The organism is Acinetobacter sp. YH12200 (assembly GCF_013418175.1).
Classification (GTDB): Bacteria; Pseudomonadota; Gammaproteobacteria; order Pseudomonadales; family Moraxellaceae; genus Acinetobacter; species Acinetobacter pseudolwoffii.
In genome coordinates, this window is the sequence record NZ_VPCO01000001.1 from 218,584 (window position 1) to 234,904 (window position 16,321).

The following is a 16,321-nucleotide window of genomic DNA, read 5'->3' on the forward strand; positions in this document are numbered from 1 at the left end:
ATTTAAACCTTAAAATGGAATTGAACTGAAAACTGGCGTTCTGTTGGGGCATTTCACTATTGTCTTATTCGTTAAATGCGTCATTTCAGGTATAACAAGAACGAGTAATTAATATTTAAAATGAAGTATGACTGAGCAAAGTCTCAGCATTTGGCGGATGGGAATTGATATGGACACAATAGTGATTGCAGATATAGAACAAAAATATGCACAGTTAAGCGCAGCTCAAAAAGAAATGTTTGCCGGTTATGGTTTGCGACAAATCAAGCATTTTGTGGACATTAGCTTACCGAGTCTTGCAGCGACTTTACCTGAAGGTGCCATCATTCAAGGGATTAATGCCGATGGTAAAGTTCAGGCATTTAATGCAATGACAGGACAATACTATTTATGGATTTCTGATTTACAGTGGCAAGTGTCGAATCGTGCCACCCAAGCGGTCGATTTAAAAGAAGATGCGATTGCGATTTGGACAGTTTTTGAATTATCAGACTATGAATTGGTGGATTTAAGCCATATTCATCGTGATTTTTTAGCACAGGTAACTGCCTAAACTTAAACTCCCTAGTATCTCGGCTTTACTCAAGAAAAAGGTTGTCTTTAAACAAGGCAACCTGATATTTTTCTTATCGTCAAACTTGCGATCTATCTATCTGCAACATAGCGGGTGATTTAAGCTGGCTATGATTATTTAGCGCTGGAATTAAAAATACGCCATCGTCACTCTTAATCCATTCGTTTATAAATCCTCTAAAGGCAATTGGAAACTCTGTTTAATAATCTGACTCGGTAAATCGGTTTTAACACTGGTAATACCATTTTTTTTAGTCAGATGTGTCGACTGGAATTTACGGTAACTTTCTAGATCAGGCACCACGACTTTCAGCAAGGCATCACTTTCCCCCAAAATGATATAGCACTCCATCACTTGAGGCAGTTCTTTCATGGCCTCAATAAAGGTGTCAATGGTTTCAGCATCTTGACCGACCAGCCAAATCCGTGAAAACAAAATCAGCTGAAAGCCAATTTTCTGTTGATCGACAATGGTGGTGTAATTCTGAATCACACCCGCATCTTCCAGTAATTTGACCCGCCGCAAACAGGAGGAAGGTGAAAGTCCAATTTCCCGCGCCAGATCATTATTTTGAATACGGCCATTGGCTTGTAAATGTCGAATGATATTTTTATCAATTCGATCAAGTTTTACCCGCACAGACTTGGTGGATATTTTCATAAATTAGAATAATATTCGAAAAATAAGACTTATTATAAAATAAATTGAAAGCCAATTTTGTAAAAAATCGCAGATACTTGTTTCACTTTCTGGAGTTTGAAAGGAAAAGGAAATGTCTGTATTTGTACTCTTTGCACTGACCGTGCTTCCCCTGATTTTTACGCCTGGACCCGATATGTTATTTATCCTGTCTCAAGTAATGGGTAAAGATGCAAAAGCAGGCATGATGGCGACTGTCGGTGTGTGTTGTGGTTATCTGGTACATTCGATTCTGGTCGCACTCGGAATTGCCGCGATTATTGTGTCCTTTCCGGTGCTGTTTGAAACGATTCGCTGGCTCGGAATTGCTTATCTGCTGTATCTGGCCTTTGGCCTGTTCAAGTCAGTATTCAGTAAAAGTGTGCTGAACATTGAGAAAAAGACATCAGCTAATCCGATTCAAAAAGGTTTTTTTACTGCGTTATTAAACCCGAAAGGCATGCTGATTTATTTTGCGATTTTGCCGCAGTTTATTGATAAATCGGCCAATACTGTCAGTCAAGGTTTGATTCTGTCCTTTATTTTTATTGGTCTGATTTTTGTGGTGTATTGTGGCTTAAGTATTTTGTTCAGCAAAATCAGCCAGAAAACCCAGATTGATGAACGTAAACAAAAATGGGTAGATGGAACTTCTGGTGGTTTATTGGCGCTTGCAGCAAGCTGGCTCATCATCAATTAAGCCCGATTCAAAAAAGCATACTTTTCACAGTATGCTTTTTTATGGTTAAAAGCATTTGAAAAAGAGATGACTTTCCTGGCGTATCTATAAGTGAGCGGGTTGCTTATTCAGTCAATTGGTCTTTTTAGTGGGCCAAATCCGTTTCAAAGAAGATTTCTGTCTAAAATGACAAATATGATTGTGGGTTCATCCTGCCAGTTTTGCTGCCAACTACTTTCATTTTATTTTGCGTACAGCTTTTCAATCAGAACTATTGATGTGACTAATCAAATAAAAAAATAATATAAATCAATGCTTAAATTTTAAGTAAATGTTTATACATTTCATTGTAATAAATGGATAACAATTAATTGTGAACGCATCGTTCAGGTAAATTTACGCATTTTTACAGCTCTTTGTTGAATTGTGACTTGACCGAAATGCCGTACACATTGCAAGATAGGGCACCTAAAAAAATTTAAGTGAAGAGTTACACTAACTTTTCTCAACATTTACATTTGCTAAAACAGCCGAGGATTACATGAAGGCTCTTGTTGCTGTAAAACGTGTGGTTGATGCCAACGTTAAAGTTCGTGTTAAACCGGACAACAGTGGTGTTGACTTAACCAACGTTAAAATGTCAATTAACCCATTCTGTGAAATCGCAGTGGAAGAAGCGGTTCGTTTAAAAGAAAAAGGAACTGTTTCAGAAATCATTGTTGTTTCTATTGGTCCTAAAGAAGCGCAAGAACAGATCCGTTCTGCAATGGCGCTTGGTGCTGACCGCGGTATTCTGGTTGAAGCTGATGACAGCCAGCTCGGTGCGCTAGAAATTGCTAAAATCCTGAAAGGTGTTGTTGAAGCTGAACAACCACAATTAATCCTTCTAGGTAAGCAAGCCATTGATGACGACTCTAATCAGGTTGGTCAGATGCTTGGCGCTCTAATGGGTGCGGGCCAAGGTACATTTGCTTCTGAAGTGAAAGTAGATGGCGACAAAGTACAAGTAACACGTGAAGTAGACGGTGGTTTACAAACTGTTGAACTTGCACTTCCAGCCATTATTACCACTGACTTGCGTTTGAACGAGCCACGTTATGCAGCGCTTCCAAACATCATGAAAGCGCGTAAAAAACCGCTTGATAACAAGTCGCCTGCAGATTTTGGTGTAACGACCACAACTAAACTGAAAACAGTAAAAGTTGAATCACCTGCAGAGCGTAAAGCTGGCGTACAAGTGAAGTCTGTAGACGAGCTTGTAGAAAAATTGAAAAACGAAGCGAAAGTGATCTAATACAGAAGGATAAAAATCATGAGTATTTTAGTTATCGCTGAGCACGACAACAAAGCATTAAACGCTGCTACTTTAAACGTTGTTGCTGCGGCGCAAAAAATCGGTGGTGATATCACTGTATTGGTTGCTGGTTCTGGCGCTCAAGCAGTTGCTGATCAAGCAGCGAAAGTTACGGGTGTAAGCAAAGTATTACTTGCTGATGACGCTGCTTATGCAAACCAATTGGCTGAAAACGTAGCGAAACTGGTTGCAGAATTAGGTAAAGGCTATACACATATCCTTGCTGCTTCTACAACAACTGGTAAAAACATTTTGCCACGTGCAGCTGCGCTTCTTGACGTAAGCATGATCACTGACATCATCGCGGTAGATGGTCCTAAGACTTTCAAACGTCCGATCTATGCAGGCAACGCGATTGCAACTGTAGAGTCAGGCGAAAATGTCGTACTGGCAACTGTTCGTGGTACAGCATTTGATGCTGTTGCTGCTGAAGGCGGTTCTGCCTCTGTAGAAGCTGCGACTGTTGCTGGCGATGCAGGCATTTCCAAGTTTATCAACGAAGAAATCGTGAAGTCTGAGCGTCCTGAATTAACAGCTGCTCGCATTGTGGTGTCTGGTGGTCGTGGTGTGGGTTCAGGTGAGAACTATCACGCGATCCTTGATCCATTGGCGGACAAGCTTGGTGCTGCACAAGGTGCATCACGTGCTGCAGTAGATGCTGGCTTCGTTCCTAACGATATGCAGGTTGGTCAAACCGGTAAAATCGTTGCACCTGACCTGTACATCGCTGTCGGTATTTCTGGTGCTATTCAGCATTTGGCTGGTATGAAAGAATCTAAAGTGATCGTTGCAATCAACAAAGATGAAGAAGCGCCAATCAATGCAGTGGCTGACTACTGGTTAGTTGGTGACTTGAACACTGTTATTCCTGAATTGGTTTCTAAAATCTAATTCCTGAATACAGTTTAAAACGCCTCTTAGTCTCGGTACCAAGAGGCGTTTTTTATTGGAAAATTTTTAAAGATACTCGGCAGTCGAAACTAGAGTATGTGATTTGGATGAAAAGTGATAAAATCCTGCTTTGCTTTTTCTCCTGTTTTGATCATGTCCTTTTCCAGAACCGCTCATATCCTGTTTATTAGTTTCCTGCTGATTGCGCTCTATGTGAGTATTTGTGTGCATACTGCGTTGAATGCACCGCTGTCAGTAACCCAGTATTTATTCAGTGAGTCGGGCGCTTTTGAAGTGCTTAGTCCTTGGCTATGGTACTTGCTGGCCATGCTGTGTCTGCTAAATACTGAAATTAAACTGAATACCCGGATATTTACCGCTGCTGCTGCGATATTGTTGGGCTTCAGGGAAATGGACTTTCATAAGCGACTGTTTGACGACAGCTTTATTAAAACCAATTTCTATCGCAGTGCTGAAATTCCGCTCATGGACAAGCTGCTGGGCTTTATTTTATTGCTCGGGATTATTTTTGTCTTTATGGTACTGGCAAAAAAATTGGTAAACACCATACGCAGCATGAAAGATTCTTTGAATATTGCGCATTTTTTTATCTTCCTGACCATTGCCTGTGGCGGACTGAGCAAGGTTCTGGATCGCACGACGTCAACCCTCAGGGAGGAATTCAATATTCAGCTCATACCACATACCCAGGTCATGATCATGACCATTGAGGAAGGGGTGGAGATGCTATTGCCGATTCTATTGATTGTGGCGGTGCTGACTTATCGCAAGGTACTGAATCAAGCGCATTAAAAGACAGATTAAATCTAAGGAAGATGCCTATTTGTGTGTGCATCTTTTTTTTGCACTGCTGTTTTTATGTATATTTCGGGTGCGAAAAAATATGGATGTGGTGCACTTGTTTTTGACGCTGAAATAACAGGAAAATGACCACTAAAATGAAGATAATTAACAAGGTTAAGCTGAATATTTCGACACAAAAATACAAGTGTTTATGCTATAATTTAGGGCTGTATTTTAGTTTTTAACTCAGTCGTTTGAGTTAATGATTTTGCTAGTTTTACGACATATAAATACAAGCCAAAACTGGCTTGTAGAATAAGGAGTATGCATGAGCGTATCGGAAATTAGACCGATTGCCATTGAGGATGAACTTAAAAGCTCATATCTCGATTATGCGATGAGCGTGATTGTGTCACGTGCATTGCCCGATGTACGAGATGGTTTAAAACCTGTTCATCGTCGTGTGCTTTTCGCAATGCACGAATTAGGCAATGACTATAACAAAGCTTATAAAAAGTCTGCACGTGTCGTCGGTGACGTGATCGGTAAATATCACCCGCATGGTGACTATGCTGTATACGAAACCATTGTACGTATGGCACAAGATTTCAGTTTGCGTTACCAGTTGGTCGATGGTCAGGGTAACTTTGGTTCGGTCGATGGCGACAGCGCAGCAGCGATGCGTTATACCGAAGTGCGTATGCGTAAACTGACCCACGAACTCTTGGCGGATCTTGAAAAAGATACCGTCGAGTGGGAAGACAACTACGATGGCTCTGAGCGTATTCCTCAGGTGATGCCCACCCGTGTACCGAACTTATTGGTTAATGGTGTAACCGGTATTGCGGTGGGTATGGCGACCAATATGGCGCCGCATAACATGACTGAAGTTGTGAATGCGTGTCTGGCCTATGCCAATGATCCCCAGATCAGCATCGAAGGGTTGATGGAACACATTTCTGGTCCGGACTTCCCGACAGGCGGTATTATTTACGGTAAATCGGGCATCGTGGATGCCTACCGTACCGGTAAAGGCCGTTTACACATCCGTGGCAAGTATCACTTCGAAGAAGATCCGAAGAATGGCCGTACCACGATCGTGTTTACGGAAATTCCATATCAGGTCAATAAAGCAAAAACCATTGAACGTATTGCTGAACTGGTTAAAGAGAAAAAACTGGAAGGTATTTCCGAGCTGCGTGACGAGTCGGACAAAGACGGTATGCGTATCGCGATTGACTTGAAACGTGGCGAAAACGCCGAAGTAATCGTGAACAACCTGTTCCAGAACACGCAACTTGAAAACTCTTTCAGCATCAACATGGTCTGCCTGGATAATGGCCAGCCTAAACTGATGAACCTGAAAGATATTATTGCAGCGTTTATCCGTCACCGTCAGGAAGTGGTAACGCGCCGTACCATGTTCGAATTACGCAAAGCGCGTGAACGTGGTCATATCTTGGAAGGTTTAACCGTTGCTCTGGCGAATATTGATGCCATCATCGAAACTATCAAGAGTTCTGCAAACCCGGCTGAAGCACGTGAGCGTTTGCAGGCAGGTGAGTGGACAGGTGGCGGTGTATTGGCATTGCTAGAAAAAGCTGGCTCAGTTTCTGTACGTCCGGATGAGATTGAAGGTGAAGACCCAAGTCGTCCGTTTGGTCTGGATGGCGATATTTATCGTCTGTCACCCACCCAAGTCAATGCGATTATGGAACTGCGTCTGCATCGTTTAACCGGTCTTGAACAAGACAAGTTACATGCTGAATATAGTGAAATTCTGGCGCAAATTGCTGAACTGACTGCAATTTTAAATGACTTTAATCTGTTGATGAACGTAATTCGTGAAGAATTGGCTTTGATTCTTCAGCAATATGGTGATGCACGTAAAACCTCGATTGTTGAATCACGTATCGATTTCTCTCGTGAAGATCTGATTCCTGAAGAGCAAATGGTGCTGACGGTTTCAAAAACAGGTTATGCGAAAACTCAACCATTGTCTGACTACGCCGCACAGCGTCGTGGTGGTCGTGGCAAGTCTGCAACCAGCATGAAAGAAGACGATTACATTCAACATCTGATTGTGACGTCAAGTCATGCGACGGTACTTTGCTTTACCAACGTTGGTAAAGTCTATCGTCTGAAAGTGTATGAAGTGCCACAAGCATCACGTGGTGCCAAAGGTCGCCCAATGGTGAACTTGTTGCCATTAGACGAAAACGAGACCATTACCGCAATTTTACCGGTGATTGATGCACCGAAGAAATTCAAAGAACGTCTGGCGGACTTCAAAGCCTTCGTAAAAGCCAATGCTGCACAACTGCAAAGCAATGAAGTGATTAATGGTCACTTTACGGCACTTGAAGCGGCACTTGCTGAATCTGAAGAGGGTGCGGATGATATTTCTGATGCACTTCGTGTTCAATTGAAAGAGCTAGGTTTAGAACTTTCAACGACCGATCTTGATGATGACATCATCAATGATTTTGCACAGCAGGCTGAAGCGGTTCGTAAAAACTTCTATGTGTTTATGGCGACTGAATACGGTACGATTAAACGTGTAGAACTTGAACAGTTCTCGAATGTGCGTTCAAACGGTTTACGTGCGATTGAACTGAATGGCGATGACACTTTAATTGGTGTTGCGATTACTGACGGCGAACAGCAAATCATGTTGTTCTCGAACGAAGGTAAAGCGATTCGCTTTGCAGAAACTGATGTACGTTCAATGGGTCGTTCAGCCAAAGGTGTGCGCGGTATGCGCGTGACCATCGGTGCAGCAGCCTTGCTGGAAGAAAGCGAAGAAACTGAGATCGAGTCTGATGATGAAGATGCTGCAGATTCAGCATTGATCAGCCGGATTGTATCTTTAGTTGTTGTCCCTGAAACTGGCGAAGTATTGTGTGCTTCTGAAAATGGTTATGGTAAACGTACCCCGGTGGATGACTTCCCGACCAAGAAACGTGGCGGTAAGGGTGTGATTGCACTCAAGACCTCAGAACGTAACGGTCAGTTGGTCGGTGCAGTAGCGATTGATGCATCTAAAGAGCTGATGTTAATTTCCGATGGCGGTACTTTGGTTCGTACCCGTGCCTCTGAAGTGGCTCAAACCGGTCGTAATGCACAAGGTGTTCGTCTGATCCGTCTCGGTAATGAAGAGTTACTGGTCGGTGTGGTTTCAGTTGAAGCTGTTGAAGAAGATGAGTTTGTTGAAGTGATTGAAGGTGAAGAATCTTTAGTGGCAGAAACAGATGTAGCGACTGAAACAGATGCAGTAGCTGAACATGTTGAAAAAGATGGTGAAAACTCAGTAGAAGAATAAGTGTTCTATTGATAAAAAGGGCGCTTCGGCGTCCTTTTTTATAAATCTTGACTGAATGAAGGTAAGCGATGAAAACCCAATCAATGTTGTTAGCGGCAGCAGTTGCATTAAGTGGCTGTAACTCAATGGACAATATCCCAAACCCAAGTCCTGAGCAGGAACAGGCAGCACAGCTGGCCTATGAGGATTTGCGTGATGGGAAGTATGACGAGTTTCTGGATCAGCTAGAGCCGCAATTGCAAACACAGTTTAAGGACAACGAAAAGCTGATGAAACGCTTTTCACGTTCAATTCCGAAAGGTGAATATAAGTCTAAAACTTTAATGACCAAGCAGATTGAAGAAGCAACCAACCAGCCTGGCCAATATAAGATCAGCTATGAAATTGCCTATCCAAATAATCTGGTGCAGTATGATGTCAGTTTCGACCAGCCGAATGGTAGCAACAAGATTCGTAATTTTAATATTCAGGTCTTTGGCGAATCTTAATCCATAAGTTGATGGCAGCATAAATCCAATGCTTTATCTGCTTTGACTCACTTGAATAAAACGTCGATAAGCCAAGAAAAAACATAAACTGCCTATCAGCCCCAGATATATCAGTTTAGGCAAAATCAGTGCGGTCGGTACACCCATCTGATTCAGTTGAATAAACATCTGCACCATTTGGGTAGAAGGCAGTATCTCAGCGATCACTTGCATCCAGATGGGCATAGCTGCATGTGGCCAGGCAGCACCGGATAAAAAAAATAGAGGGATAGAAGTAAAAACAATCACATGTCCAGCGCGTTCCGGCATATCCAGAAAACTGGCAAATAGGCAGGTGATTCCAATCACAGTGTAAACGAAAACCGGCACAGCCAGCAGCATGCCGAATAGGTTACCCCCTCGCGGATAATCAAATAACCAAAAGGTAAATCCAAATAAATAAAAACAACCCAGACAGCCAATGCTCAATATCGCTAAACATAGCCCAATCAATGCATTTGAGTTTAACTGCACTTTTCTTTCGCGGTACACCAGAATCAGCATATTCAAACCTAAAAAAATGGTCTGATGAATGATGAGAGGGGCGACCGCAGGAAAGACATAACTGCCATAGCCGGAGAGCGGATTAAACAATGGAATCTGATGCACTGATAGGGCAGGAGAAAAATCTGAAACCTGGCCAAAACGTTCAGCATAGTCTGCCAAGGTCTGCTCAAGAGAGGTCGCTAAACCGATCCCCATCTGTTTGGTGACTAAAAAATTGGCAGCACTTAAGTACAGTCCTATTCCACCCGTTTCACCATGCCTTAACGTTTGCGATAAATTGTCCGGTAGCAGCAAAATCCCATCCGCTTGTTGCGATTCAACCCATGTTTTGGCTTCGGCGAAATTGCTGGTAATCGCCTTGATTTCAACATTCGGGCTTTGACGGACTTGGCCAATAATCCGCGCGCTCAAGTGACTTTGTTCTGCATCAACAATAATAATCGGTAAGGCTTCGGCTTGCTGTGCCTGATAAGCAAAGGGATAAAAGAAGCTATAAAACAAGACCGATAAAATCAGTGTGGTAAAGATAGCGCCGTGGCTGACAATATCTTTAAAGCTGCGCAGATAATAAAACCAAAGGGATTTCATCAGGCCGCTCCTTTGGCTATTTTCTTGAGAAAAATATAGGCTAGCAGTGCGTACACCACCACATAGGCCAACAAGATCCATATAGCTTGCAGTGAAATCTGCACTGGACTGCCAATCATCCATTGTTCAGTTTGTAATTTGGCATAAGGAGTAAAGGGGATAATATTGGCCCAAAACTGGGTGAATAGGGGCGCATTATTTAAGGGTAAAGTCACCCCGGCAAAGCTTAACGATGACCCACCATATACAGCAATCAAGCCGAAAGATTTACTTAAATCTTGGGTGGCCAGCACCACCGCAGCGCTTAAAAATGCATAGGCGCTATACAGCAGCAATTGTGCCAATAAAATCAGACCAAGCGAACCGGCAACAAACCAGCCGCGAATTTCAATCATCCAAAACATCCACGCCCAAGTCCATAGACTAAAAATAGCCACATAGACCAGATTTTTAGACACTAAAGCCATCCAAATGGATGGATGACTGATCCACTCTGATACAGTCTGCCGCTTCAGTTCCTGACCGACGGAAAATGCCACACAACAACACAGCAGTAAATGCAGAACTGCGAGAATGACATAAGGTTCTAGATATAACTCATAATTCAATTGCGGATTATACAAAGGTGAGATTTTGATCTGTGGTGTCGGTGCTTGGATATAGGGCAGTCGATTCACCAGATAGTACTGTTCGGTAAACCCAGCCAGGGCTTGTAAGGTACTCACCAGCATGGCTGAAGAAATTGTATTGCCGATACTGAAATAACTCTGGTTAAAGGCAATGCTAATTTCTGCATCCTGAGCACGAACAAAACGTTGTTCGGCACCATTTGGAATATGGATATAACCCCAAATTTTATTTTCATTCAGTAGGTGTTCAACTTCAGCGACTTGCTGGGATACCGTTTCAATTTTAAGGGTATGATTGAGCGAGACATGTCGATAGATGCTTCGGCTGAGCGCACTTCGGTCTTGATCAATAATGGCAATGGGTAAATGAGTAGGCTTGCCCTGCGCAAACATGCTGCTGAATAAAATAATTACCAGAGCAGGTGCCAGTGTAACCAGGCACAGATCCCATTTTTCTCGGAGCAAATAGCGTAGTTCGCGCCATATACCCAGCCACATTAGGGTGTCTCTTTAAGTTTAAATAATACGCTCATACCGACTTTCAGTTCAGGCATGGTTTGTGTCGGTAGCAAATGCAGTTTAAAACTTCTCACATCATAGCCGCCGGTTTGGCGGGTGGTTTTAATGGTGGCAAACTCACCTTCAGCGCTAATACTTTTGATCTGAAAACTGGCTGTTTGATCCAAGGCTGGAATATAACCTTGAATGCTTTCTAATTTTTGAAATGGAGCATACTGGTCTTCGCGAATATTCAGGCTTACCCACATCTTCTCTTCAATCAGGCTGACCACGGGCACTGCGGTTGCGACCAGCTCAGATATTTTGCCATAAGTTTTAGACACCGTTCCATTGACGGGGGCCAGCAATTCGGTTTCTGCTTCTAGCGCATTGGCTTCGTTTAGAGCAGCCTGGGCAATGTCTACTTGTGCATCGGCTGAACTCTTTTGCTGCGGGGTGCTGCCACGCTTGGCACGTGCATATTGCTGATAGGCGGCCTCAGTCATTTCTAGCGCAGATTGACTGGCTGCATACAGTTCATCACGGCGCTGACGTGAAATCACACCTTCCTTAAATAGATTTTCCCCACGCTGATAAGATACTGTGGCGAGATTTTGCTGTGCTTTTAGCGATTGCCAGTTGGCATACAGACTCGCGACATTTTCTTCCTGCGAGCCACGTTCAGCTGTGGACTGTAAGGCCAAAGCCGATTGTAAGGCTGCTGTAGCTTGCTGTTTTTTGGCTGCAATTTCCGGGCTATTTAAGCGAACCAGAACATCGCCTTTTTTAACTCGCTGACCTTCTTCCACATAGATTTCTTCAATCCGGCTTGGCACTTTGGTGGCCACCTGAATCGTTTCAGCCTCGACACGACCTTGCAATTCAATCGGCGTCGGTTGATAGCTTTTCCATAATCCAAAAATAATCACGGCCAGCAGAATAGGCAGCAACGCCAGCAGTAGATATTTTTTCTTTTTGGAGATTTCAGGAGGCTGCTCATCGGTCGAGGTCGTCGCGTGATTTTCCTCTAGCGTTGCTGATTGGGTCTGTGGAGCGGGAGAGCTTTCTGTTTCGGTAGATGAAACCGCTTCATTCACAGGATCATTGGGTTTTTGATCGTCGTTCATGTTCGGCTCCATTAGCGAATATAGTGAGTATTGGTGTGTTGAATATAATTGGGAAATTCGGTAATCGAGCCATGGCTTTGTAACAGGGTGGCCAGTGACATCACATATTTATAGGCATTCAAGGCAGTTTCGGCTCGTAGCCCGCTAAGCATGTTTTGGGCATCAATGACCTGTGTTGCTGTTCCGATATCCTCTTTAAAGGACAACTCTTGAATGCGTAAATTTTCCTGCGCAGCTTTTAGATTTTGTTCCAACAAAGCATGACTTTGCTGTGCACTCAAGGCTTCGCTATAAGATTTATAAATCAGGTTTTCAATCTCTTGCTGGGTGCGTGAGGTGAGCAGTTCTGTGGCATAGCGTTTGAGCTCGGCCGCCTGAATATTTTTGTTTTTATCAATCCCTGAAAACAGGTTATAGCGTGCGGCAACACCGACAATCCAGTTTTGATTCTGATCCAAACTATATTCACCAAAAGCAAAGACATTGGGTTTTTTTGCTGCTTGCTGAGCTTTGACATTGGCTTGTGCTAATTGGGTATCTAGCTGCATTTTTTGAATCAGCGCAGAGTTTTGACTAAAGGTTTTCAGTAGTTGATTTAAAGCCTGTGGCTCGGTCTGATTGACAAATAAAGGTGTCGACAGTTCAGTGATACTGCTTTGTTGCAGCAGATTATTCAGTTGAAATAGACTGGCATTTAAATTGGTTTGCATATTTTGCTGACTGCGCTCGGCATTATTACGCGCCACTTCAAACTGCATGCGCTGGCCTTTGCTAATAAAACCTTGCTGTTCCATTTTTAAGGCATTGCGATAATGCTGTTGCATGGCATTCAGATTAAATACTGCTGCTGCATGGAGTTGCTTTTGCAGTTGCACATTAAAATAACTTTGAATCAGTTCGAAACGCTGCGTGTCTTGTTGCTGTTGATTACTGAGCTGACTGCGACCGACCTGAAGATTGGCAATCTCCTTGGCGCTATGAGTCAAACCACCGGTATAAAGCGGCATCATCATGGACACGGTAGGACGAATCACTTGATCTTCGAGTACGACCTTGGAGGTATCGGGAATTAAGCCTACACCGTCATGAATCGGTTGTTGTAAACCTTCTTTTAAAGGATTGGCAATATTCTCAGCTAAATTAAACTCATCAATTTTATTATTTAAGCCATTGGTGAGAGATTGCTCCAGGTTGTTTTTAAGAGCACCCAAAGGAATATCTAATTCATTATGAAAGGCATAAGCACGCACATTCAGATCGACACGTGGTAATCCCAAACCTTTTACCGCTTCAGCTTCAAGTTTTGAGGCTTGTTCCAAGCTTTGATAGGCCTGACTGCTATAAGAAGACTGCAATAACTGTTTTTCGGCGTCTTGAAAACTCAAAGTCTGGGCGTATAGACCCTGGCTATTCAACCATAGACCTGACAATAATCCACACCCCAAAAATAATTTACTTTTATAGTTCGTCATATTCATGCAAGCAGATGGCCAAAGTGAAGAATAAGTTGATTTGTGTACATTATAAATCAGTGGTTTGCAGCTCAGTAAGGGGCATGGTTGTAGTATTGTTTATTTTACATCTGTCTAGCATTAAGGACGCTTGCGCGTCCTGACTAACTTAGGGCGGTTCTTTTGAAATTTTCATCATTCATGCAAAAATCTAAACAATCTTTTAAAACCCCTACGGCTCTATAAATATGCTCCGGTTTATCCAGATAAATTTGTCCATTATTTAACACTTCTAGACCCGCTCTATTTAATTCAAGTTTATGTCTCTCATCAATGGGAACAATAAATTGAACAGTAGGACGTTTTCGGTTCACATCATAGCGGAATAACCATCTATTATTTTTACTTTGATACAGAATGGAATAATAGCTCTCCGTATCTTTTCCGGTGAGTTCATGGTCTGGAAAAAGTTCATGGATAATATTTTGTAAGCTTTGTTCATCTACCGTGGTAACAATTCTTTGATTCTGAGGATTTATAATGTCTTGTTGAAGATTTGAGGGAGTCGGTTCTTCTGAAACTTCATCAGTCCTTAATTCAGTTTGTTGCTCAATGGGTTGTGCTGTAATGATGGTGGGTGCAGATAAGCCTTTTAAAACCGTATCGCTAATTGCACGTTCGACTGCTTGTTTAACGAAGGGTTGAATTGATTCAAGGAATTTTGTATTGAGCTGTCTTGGAATATTGGCTTGCTGAGCAACATAACGTACAAAATCAATATCGACTTCATTAATTGATTTTTTGATTACCGCTTTAAACTGTTGGATATACTGATTCTCTTCGGCAAAAAATCGTAATTTTTCTACATGGAAATTATCATGTTTGAATTCTGCTAATTGAGTCAGTTCTTCGGCTTGATGTTTAGTGAAATCAACAACCAGAAAAGGTTTTTCATCCATAATATTTGGATTAATGAGGTCAGTGAAAAAACGCCATTCACGTCCATTGGTAATGACGCCAATGGTCACTCCCAGAGTAGAGTTAAAATATCGGGAGAGTTGTGGTGCGTGATTTGTTAAATTACTTGCATAAGATTTGGCTTCAATAAACATAACTGGTTGACCATTACAATATAGGGCGTAGTCAACGCGCTCTGTTGATTTGACACCAGGAAAATCAGCGGCAAACTCTGCCAGTACTTTAGTTGGATCATAAGGACTGAAGCCTAAAATATCCAGAAGTGGTAATATAAGTGCTTGTTTGGTGGTTTCTTCAGTTGAGCAATGCGCACCGACACGTTTAACATGCTCAATATGTAATTTGAGGCGATTAATAAAGTTATCCATTTTTTCCCTACTTCTAATTTTTCAGATTATTTTTTAATCATTGTGAGTTCATCATAATAGTTTTATTTTTAAACTCAAACATTTAATAAAAATAGGCATAATAAGTTTAATTAATCCTATAAATGGTCAACTTATCTTGTGAATCTACATTGATTTTTTGACTGTAATTACAGTTCGAGATTGAAATAATTTTGTGCAAGACCTTGCCAGATATGGTTAAATGCCATCATTTTATTGTGTCTCACATAGATAAGGAAAACTCATGCGCGCGTACAACTTCTGTGCTGGTCCTGCTGCATTACCGACTACCGTACTTGAAAAAGCTCAAGCTGAAATGCTTGACTGGCATGGCAAAGGTCTTTCGATCATGGAAATGAGCCACCGTAGTTCCGACTATGTGGCCGTGGCTGAAAAAGCGGAAGCAGACCTACGCAAACTCATGAATATTCCCGAGAACTACAAAGTATTGTTCTTGCAGGGTGGCGCATCCTTACAATTTTCGGCAATTCCATTGAACTTGCTGGGTAAAAATAACAAAGCGGACTATATCCATACCGGAATCTGGTCTGAAAAGGCCTTGAAAGAAGCGCAACGCTATGGCGATATCAATGTGGTAGAAGCAGGTATCAAAATTGATGCTAAACATGCCATCAGCGCGCAAAGCGAATGGAAGCTGTCTGCCGATGCCGCCTATGTGCACTATGCAGACAACGAAACCATTGGTGGTCTGCAGTTTGCTTCTATTCCTGAAACAGATAAGCCCCTTGTTTGTGACTATTCATCAAGCATTTTATCTGCGCCACTTGATGTATCAAAATTTGGTGTGATCTATGCAGGCGCGCAAAAGAATATCGGCCCAGCGGGTTTAACCCTGGTGATTATTCGTGAAGATTTACTGGATCAAGCCAAAGCTGAAATTCCAAGTATCTTAAAATACTCAGATCAAGCCAAAAATGGTTCTATGGTAAATACGCCGTCGACTTATGCATGGTACTTGTCTGGTCTGGTATTTGAATGGTTGCTGGAAAATGGTGGTGTAGAGGCCATGCATAAAGTGAACCTGGAAAAAGCCAATCTGCTTTATGGTTATATCGATCAAAGCGATTTTTATGCCAATCCAATCTTCAAAGAAAATCGTTCAATCATGAATGTGCCATTTACTTTGGTCAATGCAGATCTTGAAAAACAATTCCTGAAAGAAGCAGAAGCCCAGCATTTATTGAATCTTGCGGGTCACCGTTCTGTCGGTGGTATGCGTGCCAGTATTTATAATGCAGTGCCATTAGAGGGCGTACAAGCCTTGGTGAATTTTATGGATGACTTTGCAAAACGCAATGGTTAATCCC

At 42.3% G+C, this 16,321-nt stretch carries 14 protein-coding genes; 8 read left to right on the forward strand and 6 right to left on the reverse strand.

From position 1 onward, the window contains the following. Window positions 1-169: 169 nt before the first annotated feature. Window positions 170-553, forward strand: a complete 384-nt coding sequence (locus tag FTU90_RS01085; RefSeq protein WP_034608955.1) for a hypothetical protein — start codon at window positions 170-172, stop codon at window positions 551-553. A gap of 186 nt (window positions 554-739) precedes the next feature. Here the strand turns inward: FTU90_RS01085 and FTU90_RS01090 are convergent, their stop codons facing one another. Beyond that, window positions 740-1,234 (reverse strand): Lrp/AsnC family transcriptional regulator, encoded by a 495-nt coding sequence (locus FTU90_RS01090; RefSeq protein ID WP_005265834.1) that lies wholly within the window; start codon window positions 1,232-1,234, stop codon window positions 740-742. Window positions 1,235-1,346: 112 nt separating this feature from the next. Between FTU90_RS01090 and FTU90_RS01095 the strand changes: the two genes are divergently transcribed. The 6 genes from FTU90_RS01095 (at window position 1,347) to FTU90_RS01120 (ending at window position 8,790) form a co-directional block, all read left to right on the forward strand. After that, complete coding sequence (locus tag FTU90_RS01095; protein WP_100329074.1) at window positions 1,347-1,952, forward strand: LysE family translocator; 606 nt, start codon at window positions 1,347-1,349, stop codon at window positions 1,950-1,952. 520 nt (window positions 1,953-2,472) lie between these two features. Further along, a complete protein-coding gene (locus tag FTU90_RS01100; RefSeq protein ID WP_005097655.1) occupies window positions 2,473-3,225 on the forward strand; it encodes an electron transfer flavoprotein subunit beta/FixA family protein in 753 nt (250 codons plus the stop codon). Between the two features lie 18 nt (window positions 3,226-3,243). Continuing rightward, on the forward strand, window positions 3,244-4,176 hold the full coding sequence (locus FTU90_RS01105; protein ID WP_159138225.1) for an FAD-binding protein: 933 nt from the start codon (window positions 3,244-3,246) through the stop codon (window positions 4,174-4,176). Window positions 4,177-4,329: 153 nt separating this feature from the next. Then, window positions 4,330-4,989: a hypothetical protein gene (locus FTU90_RS01110; protein ID WP_100355612.1), complete on the forward strand. Its 660-nt coding sequence runs from the start codon at window positions 4,330-4,332 to the stop codon at window positions 4,987-4,989. Between the two features lie 319 nt (window positions 4,990-5,308). Beyond that, window positions 5,309-8,302, forward strand: a complete 2,994-nt coding sequence (gene gyrA, locus FTU90_RS01115; protein WP_180071816.1) for a DNA gyrase subunit A — start codon at window positions 5,309-5,311, stop codon at window positions 8,300-8,302. Window positions 8,303-8,370: 68 nt separating this feature from the next. Next, window positions 8,371-8,790 (forward strand): hypothetical protein, encoded by a 420-nt coding sequence (locus FTU90_RS01120; protein ID WP_005169984.1) that lies wholly within the window; start codon window positions 8,371-8,373, stop codon window positions 8,788-8,790. A 33-nt stretch (window positions 8,791-8,823) separates the two neighbouring features. On the opposite strand, the gene FTU90_RS01125 is transcribed toward FTU90_RS01120, so the two are convergent. The 5 genes from FTU90_RS01125 to FTU90_RS01145 form a co-directional block, all read right to left on the reverse strand. Then, complete coding sequence (locus FTU90_RS01125) at window positions 8,824-9,924, reverse strand: ABC transporter permease (RefSeq protein WP_159138222.1); 1,101 nt, start codon at window positions 9,922-9,924, stop codon at window positions 8,824-8,826. Continuing rightward, window positions 9,924-11,051, reverse strand: coding sequence for an ABC transporter permease (locus tag FTU90_RS01130; protein WP_159138221.1), 1,128 nt, complete (start codon window positions 11,049-11,051; stop codon window positions 9,924-9,926). The genes FTU90_RS01125 and FTU90_RS01130 overlap by 1 nt, the downstream gene beginning before the upstream one ends. Beyond that, window positions 11,051-12,178: an HlyD family secretion protein gene (locus FTU90_RS01135; RefSeq protein ID WP_005170000.1), complete on the reverse strand. Its 1,128-nt coding sequence runs from the start codon at window positions 12,176-12,178 to the stop codon at window positions 11,051-11,053. Before FTU90_RS01135 ends, FTU90_RS01130 begins: the two co-directional genes overlap by 1 nt. Before the next feature lie 11 nt (window positions 12,179-12,189). Continuing rightward, complete coding sequence (locus FTU90_RS01140; protein ID WP_159138220.1) at window positions 12,190-13,656, reverse strand: TolC family protein; 1,467 nt, start codon at window positions 13,654-13,656, stop codon at window positions 12,190-12,192. A gap of 137 nt (window positions 13,657-13,793) precedes the next feature. After that, complete coding sequence (locus FTU90_RS01145) at window positions 13,794-14,975, reverse strand: type I restriction endonuclease (RefSeq protein ID WP_005170006.1); 1,182 nt, start codon at window positions 14,973-14,975, stop codon at window positions 13,794-13,796. 262 nt (window positions 14,976-15,237) lie between these two features. On the opposite strand from FTU90_RS01145, the gene serC reads away from it, so the two are divergent. After that, window positions 15,238-16,317 (forward strand): 3-phosphoserine/phosphohydroxythreonine transaminase, encoded by a 1,080-nt coding sequence (serC, locus tag FTU90_RS01150; RefSeq protein WP_159138219.1) that lies wholly within the window; start codon window positions 15,238-15,240, stop codon window positions 16,315-16,317. Window positions 16,318-16,321: the final 4 nt, after the last annotated feature.

Bases quoted from the DNA above. Each gene is read 5' to 3' on its own strand.
- FTU90_RS01085 (WP_034608955.1), top strand. From the start codon at position 170: ATGGACACAATAGTGATTGCAGATATAGAACAAAAATATGCACAGTTA.
- FTU90_RS01090 (WP_005265834.1), bottom strand. From the start codon at position 1,234: ATGAAAATATCCACCAAGTCTGTGCGGGTAAAACTTGATCGAATTGAT.
- FTU90_RS01095 (WP_100329074.1), top strand. From the start codon at position 1,347: ATGTCTGTATTTGTACTCTTTGCACTGACCGTGCTTCCCCTGATTTTT.
- FTU90_RS01100 (WP_005097655.1), top strand. From the start codon at position 2,473: ATGAAGGCTCTTGTTGCTGTAAAACGTGTGGTTGATGCCAACGTTAAA.
- FTU90_RS01105 (WP_159138225.1), top strand. From the start codon at position 3,244: ATGAGTATTTTAGTTATCGCTGAGCACGACAACAAAGCATTAAACGCT.
- FTU90_RS01110 (WP_100355612.1), top strand. From the start codon at position 4,330: ATGTCCTTTTCCAGAACCGCTCATATCCTGTTTATTAGTTTCCTGCTG.
- gyrA (WP_180071816.1), top strand. From the start codon at position 5,309: ATGAGCGTATCGGAAATTAGACCGATTGCCATTGAGGATGAACTTAAA.
- FTU90_RS01120 (WP_005169984.1), top strand. From the start codon at position 8,371: ATGAAAACCCAATCAATGTTGTTAGCGGCAGCAGTTGCATTAAGTGGC.
- FTU90_RS01125 (WP_159138222.1), bottom strand. From the start codon at position 9,924: ATGAAATCCCTTTGGTTTTATTATCTGCGCAGCTTTAAAGATATTGTC.
- FTU90_RS01130 (WP_159138221.1), bottom strand. From the start codon at position 11,051: ATGTGGCTGGGTATATGGCGCGAACTACGCTATTTGCTCCGAGAAAAA.
- FTU90_RS01135 (WP_005170000.1), bottom strand. From the start codon at position 12,178: ATGAACGACGATCAAAAACCCAATGATCCTGTGAATGAAGCGGTTTCA.
- FTU90_RS01140 (WP_159138220.1), bottom strand. From the start codon at position 13,656: ATGAATATGACGAACTATAAAAGTAAATTATTTTTGGGGTGTGGATTA.
- FTU90_RS01145 (WP_005170006.1), bottom strand. From the start codon at position 14,975: ATGGATAACTTTATTAATCGCCTCAAATTACATATTGAGCATGTTAAA.
- serC (WP_159138219.1), top strand. From the start codon at position 15,238: ATGCGCGCGTACAACTTCTGTGCTGGTCCTGCTGCATTACCGACTACC.